The organism is Rheinheimera sp. 1928-s (assembly GCF_029269265.1).
Lineage (GTDB): Bacteria > Pseudomonadota > Gammaproteobacteria > Enterobacterales > Alteromonadaceae > Pararheinheimera.
In genome coordinates this window covers 298,342-321,606 of sequence record NZ_JARIXP010000004.1, presented here as the reverse complement: position 1 = coordinate 321,606, position 23,265 = coordinate 298,342, and the positions used below count along the sequence as shown (strand labels likewise).

Here is a 23,265-nt window from a genome sequence, read left to right as displayed (position 1 = left end):
ATGAGTTATGTATTGTTAACTGGCGGTGCTGGTTATATTGGTAGTCATACCGCCTTAGCTTTGCTTCGGGCCGGCGAGCAGGTGATTAGTTTTGATAACTACAGCAACTCCAGCCCTGAATCGTTAAAGCGGGTAGAGCAATTAACGGGCAAATCCATCATTAAGATTGAAGGGGATGTGCTGGATGTCGAAGCTTTGGCCGCAGTATTTGCACAATACCCTGTAAAAGCTGTAGTGCATTTTGCTGGTTTAAAAGCCGTAGGGGAATCTACACAAAAGCCTCTGTGGTACTACGAAACTAATGTCGGTGGCACTATTAAGCTTTGTCAGGTAATGGCGAAGTTTGGTGTAAAAAATTTGGTATTCAGTTCATCTGCTACTGTGTACGGCGATGCGCAAAATAGCCCGTTGCCGGAAACTACTCCAACCGTGGCTATGAATCCTTATGGTCAGTCCAAGCTGATGACAGAATGGGTGCTACAGGATTTACAGCATTCAGATAACAGCTGGAATATTGCCGTATTGCGTTATTTTAACCCTGTGGGCGCAGATGAGAGTGGCCGTATTGGTGAAGACCCAAATGGTATTCCAAATAACCTGATGCCTTTTATTACTCAGGTTGCCGTAGGTAAAAGAGCAGAGTTGCAAATTTTTGGTAATGATTATCCAACTGTTGATGGCACCGGAGTGCGGGATTATATCCATGTCACAGATTTAGCCGCTGGCCATGTGGCGGCGTTACAGCACCTGTTCACAGATCCAGGTTTTGATAGCTTTAACTTAGGCAGTGGTGAAGGTTTATCTGTACTGGATATAGTGACCCGATTTGCTGCAGTAAATCAGGTAGAAGTGCCTTATCAGTTTGCAGCAAGACGACCCGGTGATGTCGCTCGTTATTTTGCCGACCCTTCAAAGGCAAAAACTCTATTAAACTGGCAAACAGAAAAAACACTGGATGATATAGTGCGCGACAGCTGGAATTGGCAAAAAAACAACCCAAATGGTTACAACTAACCTGGTTCACAACATCTGCTGAATCTGCTCTTTGATGAACTGGTATCTTTTGCGTTGATCTTTGGGCAGTTCGGTTTCGTCTATCACGTTCATACATTTATGTGCCAGATAGATTAAATCTTCGTTTAAACGGCCGCGCTGGCTGATCGCCTGCAGTAAATTCAGGGCTATGCTGGCGTTGGCTGGCATGGTTTTTTGCGCTTCGATAAAATAGGTAATGGCCTCTGAGTACTGGCCCAGGCTGTAGGCTTCCATCCCGGCGTTGTGGCTGGCCATCATGGTGGATCTTTTGTGGCTGTATTTGTCCTGCTCGGATAAAAACATCATGTTCAGTGCTTTGTTGTATAAATCAGAACTTTGCGACAAGGTGTTGAGTGAGCCCATGTAATGGTCGCTCATCGCCAGATTGCCGGTTTCAAAATAAGCTCTGGCCCTGTCCAGTAACGCAGAAGGCGATAGAGTGCGGCCTAAGCTTTGCTCTTCACTTTGTTGCAGTAAGTTTTTAGCTTTGTCGGTTTTGCCCTCAAGTACTGCAACACGGGCTTCTATCACCAGCTTGTCATGCTCATAGCTGGCCGGGTTAAAACGTTTTTTAACGTCTTTGAGAAAATATTCTACTTTCCCTAAGGCCGTGCGCTTGTCACGTACAGATAAAAGCTGGGCGTTTTGGATCATAGCGCGGGCGTAGTTCAGCATATTATCGGCGGTGTCGTAGATGGAATATTTAGCCGCTTCCAGTAACTTGGAATGAATACGTACCGCCAGATCCGGCTGGTTATTGATCACAGCTAAATTAGCTAATACATGCTGACGCAGATAATTTTTGGGTGAGGCTTCAGCAACGATACGCACTGTATTAAAGGCTTCTTCCGCTTTGTTCTGGCTTAAATACAAACGGGTGAGCCAGTCCAGCGCTTCTATTTTAGTTTCAGCCTGTTCTGTAAGTTCAATCAACATACCTTCAGCTTCGGTATCCTGCTCCTGATAGCCTTTAGCCACTGCCAGGCCCAGTTTGGCCCAGGGCAAGTCACGAAAGGTTAATACTTCGCTATACAAAGTTTCAGCTTCTTTGTAGCGCCCAACTTTCACTAAAAGCTCACCTTTTAAGCGTTGAATGTAGGCCTGATGAACAGGGTATTGTTCCAGCGAAACGTCGCAGGCTTGGATTGCATCCGTGTAGTTTTCTTCGGCAATCATCTGATAAGCGTACTTTAATGCCCGTTTTACCTGGAAGGCACGGCCTATGCGGCGTTCAAGTTCGGCGTAGCTAAAAGGTTTTAACAGGTAGTCGTCGGGCAGGAATTCGATCATGCCATACACGGCCTGGCGATGACGTTCACCACTGACCACAATAAAGCAGCAACTGTGTTTTAAGCTGTGTTCGGCTTTTAAGGCTTCAAATAACTGATAACCGTCGCGGCCTACACCTAAGTTGTAGTCGCATAAAATAAAGTCGAAATCGGTTTTGCGGCAGGCAGACATGGCATTTTCGGCATTACGGGCCACAACCACATGGTCGAAACCAATCAGCGCCAACATGCTTTTCATGTACGCTATCACTTGTTCGTAATCTTCAATGACCAGAACTTTTTTAGACCGGTAAAATGCTCGCTTGGATACCACTTAGCTCAACTCTCACGCCAACAGCCGTTAGCCTACCACAACATAAACCTGCTTTGGGTATAAGTGATTTTTTATATGGTCAGCTCGTTAGCGGCTCAGTCTTTGTGGTTTTGCCATAAATTCAGTTGTTGTAATTCGGTAGGGCAGGCGCCAGCGCGGATCCATTTGGCTAAAGCCAAAGACACATTGGCGTAGTGCACTGTGTTGCCTTGTACGGGAGAGGCCAGCCAGTCAGCAATCACTGCTGTATTGAGCGTGCTGGTGCTTTGTCCCAGTTGCAATTGAGTTAGCGCCAACGCATTCGACTGCTGTTCCATCTGACCTTGCAAGGCTTTCACTAAGATACGTTTTTGTAGCTGTAGCGCTTCGCTCACCAGTTCAAAACCAGCGTTGCTCAGTACTGCACTGGATTGATGCAAATCGCGCTTAAACTCATCAACACAAGGGCCTGAACATTGAATATGCCCAAGCTGGCTTTTGCTCAGGCCTGGACCATACAGATAAAACTGATACTGGCTCAGAGGTTGTAACCAGCGGATCACTTGTTGCTGATCTTCAAATGGCAGATAAACCAGTACTTTAGTGGAGTCCGCTGTGTTTAACGCTGGTTCTAAATCGACAATAGGCGGCAATATAGGCTGGTTAAAATGATGCCAGTGCAGGCCTATTTGTTGCTGAGCTGGCGCAAAGAATTTAAAAATACTGCGGCTCAGTGGGGTGTCATGAATTTGTGGGATCTGATGCAAAAAGGCATATTGATGACCAAAGGCGACAGAGCGTTTTTTTTGTCGTCGTGCCGCCCAGGCGGTGATGGGTTCAAAGTCGGTCAGCACTAAATCATAAGCTGAGCAGTCAAGCTCGCGGATATCACGCCACAACTCCAGAGGTTTAGCCTGAATAGCGGTTTTCAGATAGTTGATATGACCTTGTTCTGTCACAAAGGTCAAACCGGTTTTTACCTGAAAATCGCCAAACTGCTGCATGTCAAACAACTGATCAGCAGGGCGGCCTGAAAACAGAAAGTCGACTGCTATGCCTTCAGCTTTAAGGTACTTGCCCATAGCGCGGGCTCTGCTGATATGTCCATTGCCTGTTGCCTGCACACCATACAAAACCCGCATTGAAGTACTCCTGTCAGTCCCTCCAGACCAGCGCTTTAAAGTGAACGCGGCACATAGAGATGTATTGATTATTTCCGCCTATCTGCACCTGACTGCCTGTAGTTGCTGCATGGCCGTTTTCATCCAGCCGCACCACAAAGTTGGCTTTTCGGCCACAGTGACAAACAGTTTTTAATTCCACTAATTTATCTGCCCATGCCAGCAACGCCTGACTGCCGGCAAAGGTTTCGCCTAAAAAGTCGGTTCTAAGACCAAAGGCCAATACAGGCACGTTCAGATCGTCTACCACATAAGTTAACTGCTTGACCTGAGCTTTGGATAAAAACTGCGCTTCATCAATCAGCACACAGTCCAAAGCGCCTTGCTGTTTCAGCGTTTTGCAGGCTTCGATAAAGTCAAAGCTGGCGTCAAAAATCTGCGCATCCATCGACAAACCAATACGGGAGCTGATTTTGCCAACACCAAACCTGTCATCAATAGCGGCAGTAAATAACGCTACCGTCATGCCCCTTTCCTGATAGTTGTAAGCACTTTGCAGTAAAGAGGTCGACTTGCCTGCGTTCATCGCCGAATAATAAAAATACAATTGCGCCATCTGCGTGGTCTCGTAAATTGAAGTCCGTCGCAGTATAACTAAAAGCATTAGTCTGGCGTAGCCTAGCTTTACCTTAACCATGGAAGATGACAGTAAGAAGACAATTGACGTAGCCTCGTAGGGTCAGAGCTTGGGCTCTGACCTTTTATATTGCGACTGCCTCAGAACTTAGGTTAATCTCTGATATATTTGCATTTTTTGATAATGGGGTAAGAGCCAAGGCTCTGACCCCGGAAGGGGAAACAATGGATAAGTTGTTGTTTGGAACAGTACTGGTGCAGGTAGTATTAACACTGCTCATGATGGTGTTGATGGGTAAACGTCGTTTTAAAGCGGCGAAAAACCGGGAATTACCTTACAAAGCATTCAGGGTGATGGACTTAACAGGCGCTAATGAAAAAGTTATTACAGCCAGCCGTAACTTTGATAATCAGTTCCAATTACCAGTGTTGTATTTGTTTGCTGTCGCTTTTGCGCTGCAGTTTGCTGTGGTTGATCTTAGCCTGGTGATTTTGGGCTGGTTATTTGCCATTAGCCGTTTAGCCCATGCTTATGTGCATGTTGGGGCTAACCATGTACGTCTGCGTTTTGCTGTTTATGTATTTGGTGCTTTGATGTTATTGCTGTTCTGGCTGCGGTTAAGCATGGCGTATTTGCTCGCCTGATGACGGAGTTCTTTTGGCCTTATCTTAGTCTGGCCTTCAGCGCTTTTATCTCCGCTACCTTGTTACCTTTTGGTTCAGAGCTGGTGTTGGTTGGCTTATTAACTCAAGGTTATCCGGCGCTGGTGTTGTGGGGGATAGCCACTGTATTTAATACCCTTGGCTCTGTACTGAATTGGTATCTGGGGAAGCAGTTGCTGCAGTTTCAACACAAAAGCTGGTTTATGTTTAAGCCAGCTCAAATAGCACAAGCCAGCAGTCAGTTTCAGCGCTGGGGTTTACCTTCGTTATTATTGGCCTGGCTGCCGGTGATTGGTGACCCTCTGACTTTGATCGCCGGAGTGCTGAAGGTTCGTTTGCTTTGGTTTGTGCTGTTGGTAGGCTTAGGCAAAGGTTTGCGTTATGGTGTGGTAATAGGCCTGATGCCTGCGGTTTGAATCGAATAAGAGGAGAGTGAATGAAAGCGTTATTGATCTCTGGTCTGGCCATGGCTCTGGCCTTCAGTTTTGGCAGTGCTGGGGCACAACAAGCGACTGCAACTGTGCCTGAAGCAAAAACTGCATGGCAGCTATTGCCACAGGATAATTTGCTCTATCTGGACACAGACCAGGGCCGGATTGTCATTTTATTAGCGCCGCAGTTTGCGCCTAACCATGTGAAACGAGTCAAAGAGCTGGTTAAAAACCGTTTTTATGATGGTGTGACTTTTTATCGGGTGATTGAAGGTTTTGTCGCCCAGTTTGGAGTGCCTGAACATGAGTGGGGCAGCAGAGCTAAATTAACACCAATGAAAGCTGAATTCAGTTGGCCTGTGCGCGGCGCTGATCCTTATCTTTTGGTGCAACGACCAGACTTATTAGCAGAAGAAACCGGTTTTAATCAGGGCTTTGCAGTGGCGCGTGAACAAAATCAGGAATGGCTGGTGCATTGCCCCGGCGTCGTGAATATGGCGCGTGCCAATGAACCTGACACCGGTGTGGCAGACATTGCTATTATGATGGGGCAGGCACCACGCCATCTGGATAAAAATATGTCAGCCTTTGGCAAAGTGATATGGGGCCACTATGCAGTGAACCGTGTCCGTCGTGGTGAAGCCGCAGATGGTGGTGTGATAGGTTCTGCGGCAGCACGCACTGTGATTAAGCAGGCTCGTTTAGGTACTGAGTTAGCATCAGACAAACAAGTGCAACTGGAGATGCTCAGTACCAACAGTTCAGAGTTTTCACAGTCTCTGGCCGAGCGTCGTTCCCGTACTCATGTGTTTTATCAGCACAAAGGCAACGGCAATATGGATGTTTGTTATCCGCAAGTGCCTGTGCGTGAGGTAAAAGCTGTATAAAGCCTGTAAAACACAAAATTTACTGGTCGATGACGGCCTTTTCAGTCATTATGTGCGCCTTTTCTGTGGCGCTCCGAGGGGATAGCAATGAACTACGAATTAACAGCTGACGATTTAAACAAACTCAGTTTATTGGACGCTGAACAGCGTTACGACTACTTCATTCAGGCTGTAGCCGATCTGGAGAAAATCTGGATCCTGGTCGATGAAGAAGGCTTTGTATTGGTTGATGCTGATGAAGAACGTTGCATCCCGGTATGGCCGCATGCTGAATTAGCAGAACTGTGGATCAACGGTGATTGGGCTCAGTGTCAGGCTCAGGCAATCGACATCGCCACCTGGTTAGACAAGTGGACTGCTGGTTTAGACGGTGACGAATTAGCTATTGCTGTGTTCCCGCATGCTGCAGAACCTGGTGTGGTGATTGGCCCTGAAGAGTTCTCTGAAACTCTGATTGAAGCGACACAAGACAACGAATAACACTTTTAAAATGGGGTCAGATCACATTAGTTACGCATAACTAATGTGATCTGACCCCATTTTTATGGCTAAGATTTTCTCCGTGAAGCTATTGATAACCATTCTTGATTAGATTACTATGCCTGCAGTTTATTACGCAGGTGCATTTATGTACGTTTGTCTTTGTAAAGCAGTCACAGATAAAGCCATTCGCCAGCAGGTTGAAGCGGGCGCTTGTTCTATGCGTGAGCTGAAGCAAAATTTGGGTGTCGGCACTCAATGTGGCAAATGTGTGTGTCAGGCCAGCGATATTCTTGACTCTGCTTTATCTAAACAGTCATCACAACAACGTATTCCAGTGTTGATGATCAATAACTCCCGTCCCGCTGCTTAATTAATTCTTAAACCTCAACATAGCCTAAGCACTATTCTTCATTTTTATGCATAAAATCAGCATTTAAAGTTAAATGGGCTGCATTTATCGCTACGGCTAGGCATAATGTTGGCATCTTTTCCTGAGGTAAGCCTTATGACTAAAATTGCTAAGGTTGCGATAGTGGGCGGTACCCACGGCAACGAATTCTCCGGTATTTATGCCATTCGTCAGTACCAGGACAATCCTGCTTTGATTCAGCGCTCAAGCTTTGAGACCAGCACCTTGTTTGCTAACCCTGAAGCGCATAAAGCCAATAAGCGTTATTTACACAGCGACTTAAACCGTCAGTTTAAAAATGTCGATTTAGCCAATGCTGAGCTTACCAATTACGAACAAAGCCGCGCCAAAGTGATCAATGAAATTTTGGGGCCAAAAGGCAATGCCAAAACCGATCTGGTCATTGATTTGCACAACACCACCAGCAATATGGGCGCCTGCCTGATCATGACGCAAGCCGGTGCTTTTTATAATCAGATGGCCGCTTATGTGAAGATGAAAATGCCAGAAGCTATTATCTCCCGCGATGAAGACCATCTGGCAGCCGAAGATCACGCGCTGATGTGTACACTGGGCCGTTATGGCGTGATAGTGGAAGTAGGGCCACAATCTCAGTCTGTGCTGCGTCAGGACGTGCTGGAGCAAATGCATGAAATGACGGCTCATATTCTGGACTTTGTGGAGCTGTACAACACTCAGAGCCTGCCAGAGCTGCCAAAACGCACTGAAGCTTATCTGTATTTGCACAGTATTAAATTACCAATGAACGAAAAAGGCGAACGTTTGGGCATGGTGCACAAAAATGTGCAGGACAAAGACTACCAGCCTATTCACCCGGGCGACCCGATTTTCACCTTATTTGATGGCACTGAAGTGCCTTATGACGGCGATACAGTGGTGTATCCAACCTTTATCAATGAAGCCGCTTATTACGACAACAATCTGGCGATGTCGCTGAACGACAAAATCTGGATTGAGCTGGGATAATAAAAATGGGGTCAGATCACATTGTTTATTTATTGTAAAAACAATGTGATTTTATTCTCGTCTTTTTGGGGCTGACGGCTATTCTTAGTGGTGTTTCTTTGCAAAGGAGATTCACCATGCCTCGCCACCAACGCTATTGTCCGGCTGATGTGCCACAGCATGTGGTACAACGCGGAAATAATCATCAAGCTTGTTTTTTTGATCCGCAGGATTTCGCAACTTATCTGAATTACCTGACGGAATACAAAGAGCAATGTCAGGTCGACATTCATGCATGGGTGTTGATGTCCAACCATGTTCACCTCTTATGTACACCAAAAGAAGAAATGGCAACCAGTGTGCTGATGCAGTCGGTAGGGCGAAAGTATGTTCGTTATTTCAATACTCGTTATCAACGTTGCGGCACTTTATGGGAAGGACGATTTAAATCTTGTCTGATTGCAGAAGAAGCTTATGTGCTTAATGTTTATCGATATATTGAGATGAATCCAGTGCGTGCAGCAATGGTTCAGAGGCCGGAACATTACTTTTGGTCCAGCTATAGTTGTAATGCTCTGGGACGTTCCAGCGCTCTTATTACACCAGACCCACGTTATCTGGCTTTGGGTGAAAACGATGCAGAGCGGCAAATGAATTACAGGACATTATTTAGTGGTGTTTTAGCTGAAGAAGAGCTCTGTTCTATCCGCAGTTCTTTGCAACAATGTTCGCTGTTAGGCAGTGCTGTCGCTCAGAAAGGTATTGCGGCAAAATACGGTTTGAGTATTCCACAGCAAAGCGTGGGAAGGCCAAGATATAACCGATGAAAATGGGGTCAGATCACATTAGTTACGCATAACTAATGTGATCTGACCCCATTTTTAACTCATGTTAAAGCTGAACGTAGCTGGCTTTTTTCTGGATAAGTTCGATAGCGTAGTTGTCCGGGTCGCGTACAAAAGCGATTTCAGTCGTGCCACCTTTAACCGGGCCAGGTTCGCGGCTGATCACGCCACCTTTAGCGCGGATCAACTCACAAGCCGCATAAATATCGTCTACTTCTAAAGCGATATGGCCATAAGCAGTGCCCTGCTCGTAGCTGTCAACACCCCAGTTGTAGGTGAGTTCCAATACCGCACCTTCACTTTCATCACTGAAACCAACAAAAGCCAATGTGTATTTGTATTCAGCATTTTCTGAAGTGCGTAACAACTTCATGCCGAGTACTTCAGTGTAAAAGGCCAAAGAGCGTTCTAAGTTAGTGACACGAAGCATGGTATGTAAAATGCGCATAAAATTTCCTTAATCGACTTTTTCGGCAAACTCGCACAGATCTTCAATCAGGCAGCTGCCACATTTAGGTTTACGGGCTATGCAGGTATAACGACCATGCAAAATAAGCCAGTGATGCACATCCAGCTTAAATTCGGCTGGCACCACTTTGAGTAACTTTTGTTCCACTTCATCGACATTTTTGCCAGGCGCAAATTTAGTTCTGTTGCTAACAAGGAAAATATGTGTGTCGACCGCTGTAGTCGGCCAGCCTAAATATCTCAGTGCGGCAGCGGATATTAACATATTCAACCGTAATGGAAGAAAGGTTCAGTGCCAGAAACTTAGCAATACGTGCTTCAAAAGTTTGCTGAGCACTCATTCTGTTGGAGCAAACTACATATAACTACAGGTCAAATTTCAAGTGGTAGCTGTTGAGTTAATTGAAAAACAACTTCCGTATTGCATCTATCAATTTTGATGGGCATACATTTAGTGATTTTAGAAAATACTGTTGAAATAGAGGTACATCCGCGCTAGTTTGATAAAAAATGTGGCTTTCAATCTTTCTCTGACGCACAAGCCAGATTGAGAAAAGATCAAAAAATAGCGTAGTTTACTAGCTCGTTGATTAGAGCGGTTTACGAATCAGAATTGAGAGGAATTATGGTCCCAGGGAAACGAAACGTCTTGCTTTTGCTTACTGCATTACTTCTGTCGCTTTTTATAATGGCAGAGGAAATCTACCAGAGACCCGAGTTGCGTGCAGAATTGCTCCAAAAGATGGCAGCGGATCAGAAGGCCCGAAATGAAGGAGATTGGGGAAGGGTAAAAGAGTTGGATCATGAGCATTCAAAATTTCTGTCTGATCTGCTTCGTGATTCTGATTGGCCGCGTATATCTGAAGTGGGACCTGATGGAGCCAAAGCCGCCTGGCTACTTGTCCAGCACGCGGATCACAACCGAGATCTCCAAAAAGCCGTTCTTCAGATCCTTGAAAGCTATCTGCCTGAAGGAGAGGCTAATCCGCAGGATGTTGCCCTGCTTAGCGATCGCATCGCAGTTGCTGAAAATCGTCCTCAGCAGTATGGTACTCAAGGTCGGTGTGAAGAAGGTCATGGCTGGCAACCCAATGAAATTGAGGAACCACAGTATGTCCATTTACGACGGGAGAAAATGAAGCTAGCTCCGCTGCATTCGTACATAGAACGAATGCAACAATTCTGCAATTAGAATACTACCAATCACTGTACCTGTGAGGTCTTGTAGCATGTGCAGTTAATTACACTGCACATGCTCACGGCGATAAAGCGTCTACCTTTATCATCTTTTAGCCAGCCCAATATCATGATGCGACAGATGTCGCATATTATTCTTGACTGTGAGCGACACTTGTCGCACTCTTGGCATTCTAAATTATTCCGTGATGTAATAACCGGCTGTGGCTGAGTTGGATAAGCTGAAAATACGTCAGGAAAAACAATTATTTATAGAAGTTCTTCCGCGTGGCCAATACATTTTATCGTCAGCAAAAGCCTTGACTACGATGCTGAATAGGTACGAGGTCGCTCTCAATTTGAGTGGTCTAAAACATGGTAAATCAAATGAAGTTGTATGTGCTATCGGCATTACTGCTGATCTGTTTTAAGTTAAATGCTGAAACCCCCTATGAATTACCAAGGAGTTCAGTGATTGAGCTTGAAGAAAAATCCACTGGTCGTGTCTATCCGTTGTTTATTCAGTTGCCTGTATCCTACGCCAGTCAAACGGACAACCTTTATCCAGTGATATACCTGACTGATGCCCATTACACTTTTCCGATCGTAGCAGGTGCGACTCGTTTTCCGATGAACAACGGTGTTATGCAGCATGCCATTATTGTGGCTGTATCTTATGAAAAGGGTTCAGTGGGCACCCACAGTAGAACCAGAGACTACACCCCCACAGTCATAAAAGCCTGGAAGCAACAGACCGGCAACGCGATAGGGCATAAGCTGTTTCTTCGTGACACAGTGATTCCGTTTATCGAACATCATTATCGGGCAAGCAAAAAAGATAGAACTTTTGTCGGCAATTCGCTCGGCGCTTTGTTTGGCGCTTATATTTTGTTTAGCGAGCCAGATCTGTTTTCAAACTACATACTGGGTAGCCCGTCCGTCTGGTTTGATCATAACGTGATTCTGGCGCTGCAAGCGGTTAAACCAAAGTTAAAAACAAAAGTGTACTTATCAGTAGGTGAGTATGAAACGCCTGCTTATGGCGAAGGGCAAGATATGGTCAAGGGAGCAGTTCAGCTCAAGGAAAAAATTACTGGCCTCGATAGTGCTGATATTGAACTGAAATTTTCAACTATTTCAGGCGCGAGTCATGTCACCGCATTTCCCACTACTGCCATTCAGGGCCTGGACTGGGTTTATGGTATAAAGCGGCAATGAGGTTTCACAAGCTGTGTTATTCGTTGTCTAAAGCGCGCCCGCGCGCCAGAGAAAGATTTTAGATCCCGCTAAAACCCGACAAAGGAGTCATGTTTGGAAATTAGAAAGCTTAATACGTTGCGGGGCCTGGCTGCGCTCATCGTTTTTGTCACCCACTTTAGTGATATAACCCATTGGCTTGATGGCTCTTTAGGCGGCGGCTCTGGCGCTTATGGCGTGATGCTGTTCTTTATGCTGAGCGGATTTTTGATGTCTTATCTCTATCTGGATAAAGCCTTTAATCAGGTGAATATCAAAAGTTATTTTTTAGCCCGGGCGGGCAGGGTGCTACCGCTGTACCTGGTGATTGTATTCTGCTCTTATCTGTTGTCGCTGGCAGATAAAGATTTTCTCTATAACATTCCGGATTTTAATGCGTTAGTAGGACATTTGTTATTTCTCTATGGTGAAAGTGTACTCTGGTCTATTCCGGCAGAAATTCACTTCTATTTCATTTTTATTATTTTTTGGGCATTCTCAAAAAACAGAGCTGGCTATATTTATCTACTCATCCTGGCCGTGATGATTGTGCTGTTTTTTTCGAACTTCCCCAAAATACATGGTGATATCAACGGCGTTCCATACAACTTGTTTAGTGTGCTCAGAAGCTTGCCTTACTTTTTTATCGGTGTCATTTTTGGCATGCACTATAAACAGCTGAAAGTTCCAGAGTATCTGAGGAAAAACAGGTTTATATTCGTTCTTTGCTTAATCCCACTGATGTACCCTGAGTTTTCGCCTGTGAGTTCTGATGCAAAGGTTAAAATGTGGTTAAGCTACGAAGTACTGCTGGTAATGAGCTCAGTTTTCTTTTGTGTCGTGTTCTTAGTCCCTGATAACAATATTTTGCTGGCTAACAAGCTTGGTGATTTCATCGGAAAAATTTCCTACTCCTTCTATTTGCTGCATCTGCCAATTATTGTGCAAGTAAATCAGTTTGATTTATCCGTCGAACTAAAGTTAGTGTTGTCTTTCATTTTAAGTGTATTGGCCGCTTATGTGTCATACAGAACCTTTGAAAAACCTGTAGCTAAGCTAGTGCGAAGTAACGCATTTAATAAATTTAGTCAGCAGGACGCGCTAACCCGCACCTCTGCTTAAGGCGGTATAAGCAGTAGGAAAACATTATTCGAATTGAGCCAAAAGTAGAAGACCAATTACACTTTGATTTCATGCCAAATGAACCCAAAGACTATGTTGATATCTAAAAAACCAAAGGGAAGTGGAAAATAGTCATGTTTATTATTAAGTTGATTCATATGTCAATCGTCGCTTGTGCGTGCCTTGCCAGTCTTTGTGTGGATGCAAGGGAGCACCATCCTAAGAATATCTCAATCACCTTTGATGATGTCCCCATCCACGGTGAATTTACTTTACCTGCGCAATCACTCAAAGACATCAACCAACAACTCCTTGATACCCTCAAGAAATACAATGTAAAAGCAACTGGATTTGTGAATGAAGGCCACCTTAAAAACGACCCCAAATTATTGCAGTCTCTGTTATCAGACTGGCACAAGCATGGGCACGCTCTTGGCAACCATACATTTTCACATATTTCCTACCATAAGACTGAATTAGACACTTATCTGGCGGATATTCAAAAAGGTGCGATAACAACGCAAACAGTACTAGGCAAACAAAAGCAAAAGTTCTTTCGCCCGCCTTATTTGCATGCGGGCGACACCAATGCGTCGCAACAAATGCTCGATAAGGGCCTGGAAAAGCTAGGCCTCAGATTAGTTCCGGTGACGATGGAAAATGCAGATTACGTGTTTGATGCGCCCTATACAGTCAAGCTACAAAATAAACAGCTATCAGAGGCAAATACTTATAAGCAGCAGTACCTTGCGTTTACAGAGCATCGATTAGATTTTTACGAAAGTGCCTGTGCAAAAATGTTTGACCAGCCAGTGCCGCACATATTAATGCTGCATGTGAATCAATTAAACGCCGATAGTTTAGACAGCATTCTGATGTCCTTGCAATCACGTGGTTATCACTTTCAAAGCCTAGAGAAAACTTTACAGCACCCGGTATATGCTCAACCAACTCAGGCATTTAAATTCGGTATTCATTGGCTGTTTCGCTGGGATAAATCTAAGGACAATAAAGTGAACTGGGCAACAGAGCCAGAGCCTTCTGCTGAAGTCTTTGCCGAACACCAGCAAGCCATAACAACGCTAAAGAATGGAACACCATAGAGCCCGGCTCTATAAATAACGCGCCGGTCTATAAATACTATTAAAGTTAGCGTCTTTGGGGTGGGGCACCAATTGTGGGCAAGGGTTGGGAAAACCAAGCTCTGTGACCTATCGGCACTTATTCAATGCGGTGCATCTTTCATTCACCTGGAGCTTATGGCTGGATAACAGCTATAAGCTCTAACGTCATTTGGCTATTCAGTTTTCTCTTTAAACTCACACAGATCTTCAATGATACAAGAGCCACATTTTGGTTTACGGGCCACGCAGGTGTAGCGGCCATGAAGGATCAACCAGTGGTGCAGGTCGAACATAAACTCAGATTTATTTGGGGTGTTTTTAATAATGCTTTGTTCGGTTTCTTCAACTGTCTTGCCCTTGGCGTAGCCTGTACGGTTTGCGACGCGCTGGATATGGGTATCGACGGCGATAAAGTATTTACCCTCGTTATCTTTTAGCCAGCCAAAGGCGGTGTTCAGCACCACATTAGCCGTTTTACGGCCTACGCCTGGCAAGGCTTCTAAAGCGTCGCGGTTTTCCGGCACTATGCTGTTGTGCTGGTCGATCAGAATACGGCAGGTTTTGATCAGGTTCTCGGCTTTTGAGTTAAAAAGCCCAATCGTCTTGATGTAGTGTTTGACGCCGTCAACACCTAAATCAAAAATAGCCTGTGGTGTATTAGCAACAGGGTAGAGCAGACGGGTGGCTTTATTGACGCTGACGTCCGTGGCCTGAGCCGATAACAACACAGCCACCAACAATTCAAAAGGCGAGTTAAACTCCAGCTCTGTGGTTGGCTTCGGATTGTTTTCCCGCAGGCGCTGTAAAATCTGAATACGTTTTTCTTTGTTCATTTGGCTCGTTTTACTTTAACTGCTGACATGGGTGACTCGTGCTCTGCTGATTTTTTGTTCCACAGGTTTTGCTTTAGCAGCTGCTCTGGCATCTACAGCGTTTTTACCCGCGATCAGAAAGCCCATCACTAAAAAAGCGCCTGGTGGCAATATGGCCAATAAAAACTGGTTATCGGCCTGATACAGATGAATAGTCAGCACTTTGGCCCAATCACCCAGCAGTAAATCTGCTCCGGCAAACAAAGTACCAGAACCTATTACTTCGCGTACCGCGCCTAAAGTACATAACACTAACGCAAAACCAGTGCCCATCATCAGGCCATCAAAGGCGGCTGGCGCTACAGCATTTTTGGAGGCGTAGGCTTCGGCGCGACCAATCACAATACAGTTAGTTACCATCAGCGGAATAAAAATACCTAAGGCCTGATACAGGTTATACATAAAGGCGTGCATCAACAGCTCTATCACTGTCACTACAGAGGCAATCACCATCACAAAGACCGGAATACGGATTTCATTCGGCACATAATTACGAATTAACGACACCACAGTATTGGTGCTGAGTAACACCAACATAGTGGCTAAACCTAAGCCCAATGCGCTGGTTAAGTTGCTGGTGACCGCCAGCAAAGGACAAAGGCCTAATAACTGTACTAAGCCCGGGTTATTTTTCCATAACCCCTGACGGACTAACTCCTGATACTGGTTCATTTTGCTTTCCATCAAAGAGGACTCCATAGTGCTCAGACTCCACAATTGGCTGGCAGACTGGCCAGTTCTGGATGTTGCTGAATATAAATCGCAGCGTTTTTCACTGCTTTCACCACAGCACGTGGGGTAATAGTAGCTCCGGCAAACTGGTCAAACTGACCACCGTCTTTTTTCACGGCAAAGCTGCGATCGTCAGTTGAACCTACAGTCTGGCCATTAAAGCTTAATACCCAAGGCGTTTTGCGTAGTTCAACTTTATCACCAAGGCCTGGAGTTTCTTTATGGTTCAGTACCCGCACACCAATAATCTCACTGTCGGGACTGATAGCGGCCAGCACTTCAATGGCGCCGCTATAGCCATCTGGTGCTGTGGTTTCAACTAAATAGGCTTTAACTGCGCCATCCACCCGATAGCGGTAGATATTCTGTTTGGCTTCTTTGCCTAATAACTCAGTATCCAGCGCGGCTACACAGTCGTTCAAAATAGTTGTATTCCCCGCCAGTTCTGGCATCACTTCCACTAAGGTGCGAAGTTTGCCGTCCAGCTGTTGCTGAGCGATTTCGCTTTTTGTGATTTCATTGACAGCAGCCACTGCAAAGACACAAAGCACAGCTGCAGTGCCGAGCAACAGCGCATTTTTACCAACAGAACTCAGCATTAGCGCTCTCCCTTGCTTTTGTGACCATAAGTTCTGGGTTGGGTATAGTAGTCAATTAAAGGCACTGTCATATTGGCTAACATCACAGCAAAAGCAAAAGCGTCCGGGTAGCCACCGTAACTGCGGATCACAAACACCAATCCGCCTATTAAAGCGCCAAAAATCAGCCTGCCTTTTTCTGTGGTTGAAGCGGACACCGGATCTGTGGCGATAAAAAAAGCCGCCAGCATAGTAGCGCCGGAAAATAACTGAAACAGCGGGCTGGCATTGGTGTCTGGCGATAGTAACCAGGCGATTAAACTAAAGCCAAACAAGGAGCCTAATACAGCCACCGGAATACGCCATTGAATCACTTTTTGCTGCAACAAAAACAAACCGCCGAGCAAATAAGCCAAATTGACCCAAAACCAACCTTCACCGGACAACCAGCCAAACACCGGTTTTTTCATACTCTCCTGTGTGGTGTAACCTTGCGACAGATCGGTTTTTAACGTATCCAGCGGCGTAGCCATACTGATGCCATCTGCATCTTGCCGCAGTTGACTGATACTGTACCCACTGCAACTGAAATTGGTAAAAATAGTGCAAACGGCATCGGCAGGACTCAAGCTCTGCTGCTGCAAAGGAGCAGCAGGTAACCAACTGGTCATAGGCAGAGGAAAAGACACCAACAGCAACACATAAGCGGCCATGGCCGGGTTAAATAAGTTGTTGCCTAAGCCTCCGTACAGCTGTTTCACCACAATAATGGCAAAAGCCGTACCTATTACCACCAGCCACCAGGGCGCATAAGAGGGGATTGCGACTGCAAGCAATAAAGCGGTGACCAGAGCGCTATGGTCCAGTAATTTCACTTTCACTTTTTTAGCACGAAGGGCCAGTACTGCAGCTTCACAAAGCAAAGCTGTGCTAATGGCCAGCAGCAATTGGATAAGTACACCGTAGCCAAAAAAGTAAGCCTGCACTGCAATACCAGGCACAGCAGCCAAAGCCACCAGCTTCATTAACTGGGCCGTGGTTTTTTGACTGTGCTGGTGCGGGGAGCTGGCGATTTTAAAACTCATAACGGCTCACTGTTTTGTTGTTTTTTAGCTTTGGCCCGGGCTATAGCTGCTGCTATGGCGGCTTTTTTTGCATCTTGTTCTGCTGGTACAGCCTCAGCTTGCACTGTTGCTTCTGTTGCAGGCTCGCTCGCTATCTGTTGCATCTGCGTTTGTTCGGCCAGTTTTTTCGCTTTAGCGCGGGCTATAGCTGCGGCTACTGCGGCTTTTTTCGCATCCACTTCTGGAGCTGCTGTTTCAACTGGGGCTGGTTGCTCACTAGTTTCAGGCTGTGCTTCAGCCAGTTTTTTCGCTTTAGCGCGAGCTATAGCTGCGGCTACTGCTGCTTTTTTTGCATCCACTTCTGGAGCTGCTGTTTCAGCTGGGGCTGGTTGCTCACTAGCTTCCGGTTGTGCGTCAGCCAGTTTTTTCGCTTTAGCACGGGCTATAGCGGCGGCTACTGCTGCTTTTTTCGCATCCACTTCTGGAGCTGCTGTTTCAGCTGGTGCTGGTTGTTCAATAGCTTCTGGTTGTGCTTCTGCTAGTTTTTTCGCTTTAGCGCGGGCTATAGCGGCTGCTACTGCGGCTTTTTTTGCATCTGCTTCAGGAATATCAGCAGTAGCAGTTTCAGCCGGGGCTGGTTGTCCAACAGCTTCTGGTTGTGCTTCAGCTTGTTTTTTCGCTTTAGCACGGGCCAAAGCTGCAGCTATAGCTGCTTTGCGTGGATCTTCGGCTGTAGTTGCTGTTGTGTCTTCAGCCGGGGTTGCAGTTTGAGCCTGCTGTTTTTGCTGCTGATAGGCCAAAGCTTCGGCTTTTTTACGTTCACGCTCTGCAATAATTTGTTCTTTGTCCAGTGGCTGGGCACTTTGCTGCTGAGTGCGTTCCAAGGCTTGTTGCACTGCTGCTGCGCTCTGAGTCGTCTGACCGCTGGCTTGTTGCTGTGCTACTCGCTGAGCCGCCAGTTGTTGATTGCGTTCCAGACGTTCTTGTTTTTCCCGCTCTAAACGTTCAGTTCGGGCATCAAAACGGGCTTTGGCTTGTTCGGCTTTTAAGGCTTCACGTTGAGTTTCACGAATTTCGGCTTTGGCAACACGGTAATAATGCACCAATGGAATTTCGCTTGGGCAGACATAAGCGCAAGCACCGCATTCAATGCAGTCAGATAAATTGTATTCAGCCAGTTTGTCCTGATCATGGGCTTTGCTGTACCACAAGAGTTGCTGCGGCAATAAGCTGGCCGGGCAGGCGTCAGCACAGGCGCCACAGCGAATACAGTCCATTTCATCACTGGCGGCACCTAATTCGTTTTCTGTAGGCGCCAAGATGCAGTTGGTGGTCTTGACCACAGGCACAGACCAGTCTGCTATGGCAAAGCCCATCATAGGGCCACCAACAATGATGCGCTGCTGCGGCTCTGCCTGAAAACCACAGGCATTTAACAAATCAGAAATAGGCGTGCCTATTAGTGCCAGCACATTTTGTTGCTGAGCTAAAGTTTCACCTGCCACTGTCACCACACGGTGGATCAGCGGAATATCGTCCAGCACCGCCTGAGCTATGGCAAAAGCAGTACCGACGTTTTGCATCACTATGCCAATATCTAAAGGCCTGCGACCTGCTGGTACCTCTTTATTGGTCAGCAACTGGATCAGTTGTTTCTCACCACCAGATGGGTACTTGGTAGGGACTTCCCGCACGAAGTAGTTATCTTTTTGGCCTATAGCGGCTTTTAAAGATGCGACCGCTATAGGTTTGTCGTCTTCTATGCCTATCAATACAGCTTTTGGACTCAGCAGTTTCACCAGTATCTCAATACCGGCAATAATATCGCTGGCGCGCTCCTGCATCAGCATGTCATCTGCTGTGATATAGGGCTCGCACTCCACAGCATTGATGATCAGATAATCCACCGGCTGTTTTACATTCACTTTGATATGAGTTGGGAAACCTGCACCGCCCATACCAGAAATACCAGATTCCTGAATACGTTCCAGCAAGGTGTAAAGATCTACCTGCTCTGGATCCAACGGCTTACGTGGTCGCCATTCGTCCATGCCGTCAGGCGCCAGTATTAAAGTAGGTTCGGCTAAGCTGGAAGGGTGCGTGCTGGTATGCAGTTCAATTGCCAGCACTGTGCCTGAGGTAGGGGCATGTACAGGCACAGCCATGGCGTTCTCAGCCTGAGTTAAGGCCTGACCTTTCAGTACACGATCGCCCACTTTGACCAGTACTTTGCCTGCCACACCTATATGCTGGCGCAGCGGGATATATAAACGATCAGGAATATCTAAAAGCGCCACAGGTTTTTGATTCGTGCGCTCTTTACGGCTTGGTGGATGAATGCCGCCATGAAAATCCCAGACTTTTCCTGCCTGAATTTGTTGAAATAAAGTAGGCAAGTTACGACTCCAGCACTTTTACCGGAATGGCATTTAAGTCCCATTTCCAGCGTTCAATACTGCTGGCCAAGGGCACCATATCAATGCAATCCACAGGACAAGGTTCAACACATAAATCACAACCAGTGCATTCGTCGACAATAACGGTATGCATTTGCTTCGAGGCACCCACTATGGCATCCACAGGGCAGGCCTGAATACATTTGGTACAGCCAATACATTCATCTTCGCGGATATAGGCTACACGTTTTACCGCCGGAGTTTGGGCTGCATCCAGAGGTTTGGCTTCGACCCCCATTAAGTCGGCCAGTTTTTTAATGGTAGTGTCGCCACCGGGCGGGCATTTATTAATGTCATCCCCATTGGCAATAGCTTCGGCATAAGGCCGACAACCGGGATAACCACATTGACCACATTGGGTTTGCGGTAAAATTTCATCAATTTGTTCAACCAGTGGATCTGCATCCACTTTGAAACGTATAGCGGCATATCCCAGCGCAGCACCAAATACCAGCGCCAGAATACCCAAAGCCCACAGGGCTGTGATAATAGACATTTACGCTTTCACCAAACCAGTAAAGCCCATAAAGGCTAAAGACATTAAACCCGCGGTAATCATGCCGATGGCGGCACCTTTAAAAGATACTGGTACATCGGCTGCGGCCAGACGCTCACGCATAGCTGCAAATAAGATCAGCACTAAGGAAAACCCTACTGCAGCGCCAAATCCATAGACTACAGAAGAGAAAAAATCATGACGGGCGTTGACGTTTAATATAGCCACACCTAACACTGCACAGTTGGTGGTGATCAAAGGCAAAAAGATACCTAATAAACGATACAAAGTAGGGCTGGTTTTATGCACCACCATTTCGGTAAATTGCACGACCACAGCGATCACCAAAATAAAACTTAAGGTGCGCAGGTAGATTAAATCCAGTGGCTGTAATAAGTAAAAATCCACCAAGTAACTGCAAAGGGAAGCTAAGGTCAGAACAAAAGTAGTGGCCATCGACATGCCAATAGCAGTTTCGAGTTTTTTTGATACACCCATCACAGGGCATAAGCCGAGAAACTTCACCAGCACGAAGTTATTCACCAGCACTGTGCTGACCAGCAACAGCAAAAATTCCGACATAAAAGAACCCCAGAAAAAAGTCGCGCTATTATGCGGCTTTGTTGTTATTGAAACAACAGCGCTGAGCGCGAATGGCCCATATCTGAGCCTATGGCGCCTGATAAAACGTAGGGCGGGTCTTGTATCCGCCCGTCTCGAATACAAATCCGATGTTGTTTAGGGCGGGCCGGGACAAGCCGCGGCCCCTACACCTGTCTAAATGTTACAACGGTTCAGACAGATGTTTGTCAAAGCATTATTCCAGTGGCGCTGGCTTACTTAAGAAGTAGCCTTGTATGCCATCAATCAACAACGACTCCAGCATTTGTTTTTCTGCTGCAGTTTCCACATTTTCGGCAAATACAGCCACGCCAATGCGGTGTGCTAAGTCGACCATCAGCCGGACAAAATACTGGTTGTTTTTATCTTCTTCAATTTGTCGGGTGTAGCTGCCATCCATTTTGACAAAATCAGGTTTCAAATCGCGGAAAAACTTAAAAGAAGTAATACCTGCTCCAAATTTTTCGACTGTCACCCGAGAGCCACACTGATGCAACATATCAATCAGGCGTTTGCTTAACTTCAGGTTTTGCTGCAAACCCCATTCACTGATTTCAAATACCAGTCGGGGTGTCAGTTCGGTTTCCTTTAATAGTCGCCGTTCAAGATAACTGATAAAGCCTTCGTCCTGCACACAATGGGCTGACAGATTCAAACCAAAACTTTGTGTCGGATGATTCGCCACTATCGTTAATGCCTGTTCTACGATCATCTGCTCAATGTCGATGAGTTTGTCGAGTTTTTGTGCCATTTCTAAAAATAATGCAGTGGGTAACAACTGATCTTCATTACTGCGAAAGCGCACTAGTAATTCGGAATAGGTTTTACTGGTTTTATTCAGTGGCTGGATAGGTTGGGCTAATAAACTCAAACGCTGACCTTGCAGAACATCGTCAATAAGACTGCGCCAGTTTTTGGTGCTGAACGATGACTGGGCCGTTTGCTCCTGAGCATCGGTAAATAAGTACCATAAGTTGCTTTGTTTGGTGACTTTGCTCTGTTTGGTTTTTGCCAGCCCTAAGGCTGTGTCTGCCATTGCCAGTAATTCACCTAAAGGTTTGCCTTGGGCGACCTGAACTAAACCTGTTAATGCCACCGAATCCAGCTGTTTTTGCTGCTGATAGCTGTCAAAGTTCTGCTGCAGCAGTAACACCAGCTCTTCCATTTGTTCAGTGGTCATTTGCGGAAACAACACACAAAAGTCAGTGTTATTCAGCCGGAACAATGGGCTTTCGTCGGACAACTGTGGTAGCTGCTTTAATAAGTCCGCCATCTCTTTAATATACAAATCACCAGCCAGATAACCTTGTTTGTGGTTGATCTGGGCCAGACTGTGACAACGGACCAGCAAAAATACTGACTGATGCACCGCATTAGCGGCTTTGAGTTGCTGTTCGTAATAACGGACAAACTGCTGACGGTTAGGTAAAGAGGTCAGTTGATCATACAAGGCCAGTTCTAATAAATAGTCGGTGCCTGAAGTGGTTGCCTGAGGCTGCAATTGTTGTACGACCGCTGGTGCTTGATGCACCGCAGCTTCGATAGGATGAGGTGGCAGGGCTTTTTGCTTTTTGGGTCGGCCCGGCTGCAGGTAATAAGGCAATACACCTAAAATCAGCGGGCCAAAAAACAAAAACAAACTAAAAAGCTCCAGCGTACTTAACTGCTCTGAAAGTTGCGGTAAAAACTCGACCTGTAAATTATGTGCCTGATCGTTGACGGAAGCTGCAGTGATGGGGCGGCCAAACCGGTTCAGCACCCAGGAAGCCACAGTATAAGCAGGCATAGTATTGCTTTGTTCATGCAGTACCACGCCATCCAGTTGGCTTACTTTTAAGTAAGGCAAATCAAAACTGCTACGAAGCTGACGGGTCAGAATTTTTGTATCGCCTGTTAAATCACTGGCTAACATTTGCTGAATCGCACTGTAATGCAGCTGATACAAGCTTTGAATTTGTTGGGCTGCGGCAAACCAGAACAGCCAAAGCGCAAGCACTGCTGACAGCAAAGCGGCAGTCCAGTGACTTAAAGCAATAAAGGACGGAGACTTCATAGCAGGCAACCCATACTGAATTTTTTGTCCGGGCTTGAACATCAAAAAATAAGCTTAAGGTATTTCACAGAAAAACACTAAGGAAAATAGATAATTAAGGGAAGGAACAAGATGTGATTTAGGTGGCTCCCCAGGTTGGACTCGAACCAACGACCTACGGATTAACAGTCCGCCGCTCTAACCGGCTGAGCTACTGAGGAATTGTATACG

24 protein-coding genes, 1 tRNA gene and 1 pseudogene are annotated in these 23,265 nt (G+C 46.0%); 12 read left to right on the top strand and 14 right to left on the bottom strand.

The annotated features are described in order from the left end of the window. Nucleotides 1-1,014, top strand: coding sequence for a UDP-glucose 4-epimerase GalE (gene galE / locus P3C17_RS11795; protein ID WP_300929624.1), 1,014 nt, complete (start codon nucleotides 1-3; stop codon nucleotides 1,012-1,014). A 6-nt stretch (nucleotides 1,015-1,020) separates the two neighbouring features. Here galE and P3C17_RS11790 read toward each other — a convergent pair whose 3' ends face one another. From P3C17_RS11790 to P3C17_RS11780, 3 genes are all read right to left on the bottom strand, one after another. Continuing rightward, nucleotides 1,021-2,637, bottom strand: a complete 1,617-nt coding sequence (locus P3C17_RS11790) for a response regulator (RefSeq protein WP_300929623.1) — start codon at nucleotides 2,635-2,637, stop codon at nucleotides 1,021-1,023. 95 nt (nucleotides 2,638-2,732) lie between these two features. After that, complete coding sequence (locus P3C17_RS11785) at nucleotides 2,733-3,758, bottom strand: MJ1255/VC2487 family glycosyltransferase (RefSeq protein ID WP_300929622.1); 1,026 nt, start codon at nucleotides 3,756-3,758, stop codon at nucleotides 2,733-2,735. 13 nt (nucleotides 3,759-3,771) lie between these two features. Further along, nucleotides 3,772-4,353, bottom strand: a complete 582-nt coding sequence (locus P3C17_RS11780; protein ID WP_300929621.1) for a thymidine kinase — start codon at nucleotides 4,351-4,353, stop codon at nucleotides 3,772-3,774. 245 nt (nucleotides 4,354-4,598) lie between these two features. Between P3C17_RS11780 and P3C17_RS11775 the strand changes: the two genes are divergently transcribed. From P3C17_RS11775 to P3C17_RS11745, 7 genes are all read left to right on the top strand, one after another. Next, nucleotides 4,599-5,018 (top strand): MAPEG family protein, encoded by a 420-nt coding sequence (locus tag P3C17_RS11775; RefSeq protein WP_300929620.1) that lies wholly within the window; start codon nucleotides 4,599-4,601, stop codon nucleotides 5,016-5,018. Further along, the gene (locus tag P3C17_RS11770; RefSeq protein ID WP_300929619.1) at nucleotides 5,018-5,452 is read left to right on the top strand and encodes a YqaA family protein; all 435 of its coding nucleotides are present in this window, start codon (nucleotides 5,018-5,020) and stop codon (nucleotides 5,450-5,452) included. The genes P3C17_RS11775 and P3C17_RS11770 overlap by 1 nt, the downstream gene beginning before the upstream one ends. A gap of 20 nt (nucleotides 5,453-5,472) precedes the next feature. Next, complete coding sequence (locus P3C17_RS11765; protein ID WP_300929618.1) at nucleotides 5,473-6,354, top strand: peptidylprolyl isomerase; 882 nt, start codon at nucleotides 5,473-5,475, stop codon at nucleotides 6,352-6,354. An 87-nt stretch (nucleotides 6,355-6,441) separates the two neighbouring features. Continuing rightward, nucleotides 6,442-6,834: a DUF2750 domain-containing protein gene (locus P3C17_RS11760; RefSeq protein WP_300929617.1), complete on the top strand. Its 393-nt coding sequence runs from the start codon at nucleotides 6,442-6,444 to the stop codon at nucleotides 6,832-6,834. A 148-nt stretch (nucleotides 6,835-6,982) separates the two neighbouring features. Beyond that, nucleotides 6,983-7,207: a bacterioferritin-associated ferredoxin gene (locus tag P3C17_RS11755; protein WP_233077955.1), complete on the top strand. Its 225-nt coding sequence runs from the start codon at nucleotides 6,983-6,985 to the stop codon at nucleotides 7,205-7,207. Nucleotides 7,208-7,342: 135 nt separating this feature from the next. After that, a complete protein-coding gene (locus tag P3C17_RS11750) occupies nucleotides 7,343-8,233 on the top strand; it encodes an aspartoacylase (protein ID WP_300929616.1) in 891 nt (296 codons plus the stop codon). Nucleotides 8,234-8,349: 116 nt separating this feature from the next. Then, nucleotides 8,350-9,039, top strand: a complete 690-nt coding sequence (locus P3C17_RS11745) for a transposase (protein ID WP_300929615.1) — start codon at nucleotides 8,350-8,352, stop codon at nucleotides 9,037-9,039. A 64-nt stretch (nucleotides 9,040-9,103) separates the two neighbouring features. Here P3C17_RS11745 and gloA read toward each other — a convergent pair whose 3' ends face one another. Both gloA and P3C17_RS11735 read right to left on the bottom strand, forming a co-directional pair. Next, complete coding sequence (gene gloA / locus P3C17_RS11740; RefSeq protein WP_300929614.1) at nucleotides 9,104-9,505, bottom strand: lactoylglutathione lyase; 402 nt, start codon at nucleotides 9,503-9,505, stop codon at nucleotides 9,104-9,106. Nucleotides 9,506-9,514: 9 nt separating this feature from the next. Beyond that, nucleotides 9,515-9,793 (bottom strand): annotated as a pseudogene (locus P3C17_RS11735) (endonuclease III); the annotation flags it as partial. Nucleotides 9,794-10,150: 357 nt separating this feature from the next. Between P3C17_RS11735 and P3C17_RS11730 the strand changes: the two are divergent. The 4 genes from P3C17_RS11730 to P3C17_RS11715 all read left to right on the top strand — a co-directional run bounded on the left by P3C17_RS11730 (nucleotide 10,151) and on the right by P3C17_RS11715 (nucleotide 14,162). After that, nucleotides 10,151-10,717: a DUF6624 domain-containing protein gene (locus tag P3C17_RS11730; RefSeq protein ID WP_300929613.1), complete on the top strand. Its 567-nt coding sequence runs from the start codon at nucleotides 10,151-10,153 to the stop codon at nucleotides 10,715-10,717. A 455-nt stretch (nucleotides 10,718-11,172) separates the two neighbouring features. After that, nucleotides 11,173-11,919 carry an alpha/beta hydrolase-fold protein gene (locus P3C17_RS11725; RefSeq protein WP_300929612.1) on the top strand — a complete coding sequence of 249 codons (747 nt, stop codon included), beginning with the start codon at nucleotides 11,173-11,175 and terminating at the stop codon, nucleotides 11,917-11,919. A 93-nt stretch (nucleotides 11,920-12,012) separates the two neighbouring features. Beyond that, nucleotides 12,013-13,059, top strand: a complete 1,047-nt coding sequence (locus P3C17_RS11720) for an acyltransferase (protein ID WP_300929611.1) — start codon at nucleotides 12,013-12,015, stop codon at nucleotides 13,057-13,059. 134 nt (nucleotides 13,060-13,193) lie between these two features. After that, a complete protein-coding gene (locus P3C17_RS11715; protein WP_300929610.1) occupies nucleotides 13,194-14,162 on the top strand; it encodes a polysaccharide deacetylase family protein in 969 nt (322 codons plus the stop codon). A gap of 194 nt (nucleotides 14,163-14,356) precedes the next feature. On the opposite strand, the gene nth is transcribed toward P3C17_RS11715, so the two are convergent. The 9 genes from nth to P3C17_RS11670 all read right to left on the bottom strand — a co-directional run bounded on the left by nth (nucleotide 14,357) and on the right by P3C17_RS11670 (nucleotide 23,255). Next, nucleotides 14,357-15,016: an endonuclease III gene (gene nth / locus P3C17_RS11710; protein ID WP_300929609.1), complete on the bottom strand. Its 660-nt coding sequence runs from the start codon at nucleotides 15,014-15,016 to the stop codon at nucleotides 14,357-14,359. A 15-nt stretch (nucleotides 15,017-15,031) separates the two neighbouring features. After that, nucleotides 15,032-15,739 (bottom strand): electron transport complex subunit E, encoded by a 708-nt coding sequence (locus P3C17_RS11705; RefSeq protein ID WP_300929608.1) that lies wholly within the window; start codon nucleotides 15,737-15,739, stop codon nucleotides 15,032-15,034. Between the two features lie 20 nt (nucleotides 15,740-15,759). Continuing rightward, nucleotides 15,760-16,386 carry an electron transport complex subunit RsxG gene (gene rsxG / locus P3C17_RS11700; RefSeq protein WP_300929607.1) on the bottom strand — a complete coding sequence of 209 codons (627 nt, stop codon included), beginning with the start codon at nucleotides 16,384-16,386 and terminating at the stop codon, nucleotides 15,760-15,762. After that, complete coding sequence (gene rsxD, locus P3C17_RS11695) at nucleotides 16,386-17,450, bottom strand: electron transport complex subunit RsxD (protein WP_300929606.1); 1,065 nt, start codon at nucleotides 17,448-17,450, stop codon at nucleotides 16,386-16,388. The genes rsxG and rsxD overlap by 1 nt, the downstream gene beginning before the upstream one ends. After that, nucleotides 17,447-19,825, bottom strand: coding sequence for an electron transport complex subunit RsxC (gene rsxC / locus P3C17_RS11690; protein WP_300929605.1), 2,379 nt, complete (start codon nucleotides 19,823-19,825; stop codon nucleotides 17,447-17,449). The genes rsxD and rsxC overlap by 4 nt, the downstream gene beginning before the upstream one ends. 1 nt (nucleotide 19,826) lies before the next feature. Then, entirely contained in the window at nucleotides 19,827-20,381 is a 555-nt protein-coding gene (gene rsxB, locus P3C17_RS11685; RefSeq protein WP_300929604.1) for an electron transport complex subunit RsxB, read from the bottom strand. Continuing rightward, nucleotides 20,382-20,963, bottom strand: coding sequence for an electron transport complex subunit RsxA (rsxA, locus tag P3C17_RS11680; protein ID WP_300929603.1), 582 nt, complete (start codon nucleotides 20,961-20,963; stop codon nucleotides 20,382-20,384). 235 nt (nucleotides 20,964-21,198) lie between these two features. After that, a complete protein-coding gene (locus P3C17_RS11675; protein WP_300929602.1) occupies nucleotides 21,199-23,055 on the bottom strand; it encodes an EAL domain-containing protein in 1,857 nt (618 codons plus the stop codon). Nucleotides 23,056-23,178: 123 nt separating this feature from the next. Next, nucleotides 23,179-23,255 (bottom strand) — tRNA-Asn (locus P3C17_RS11670). Nucleotides 23,256-23,265: the final 10 nt, after the last annotated feature.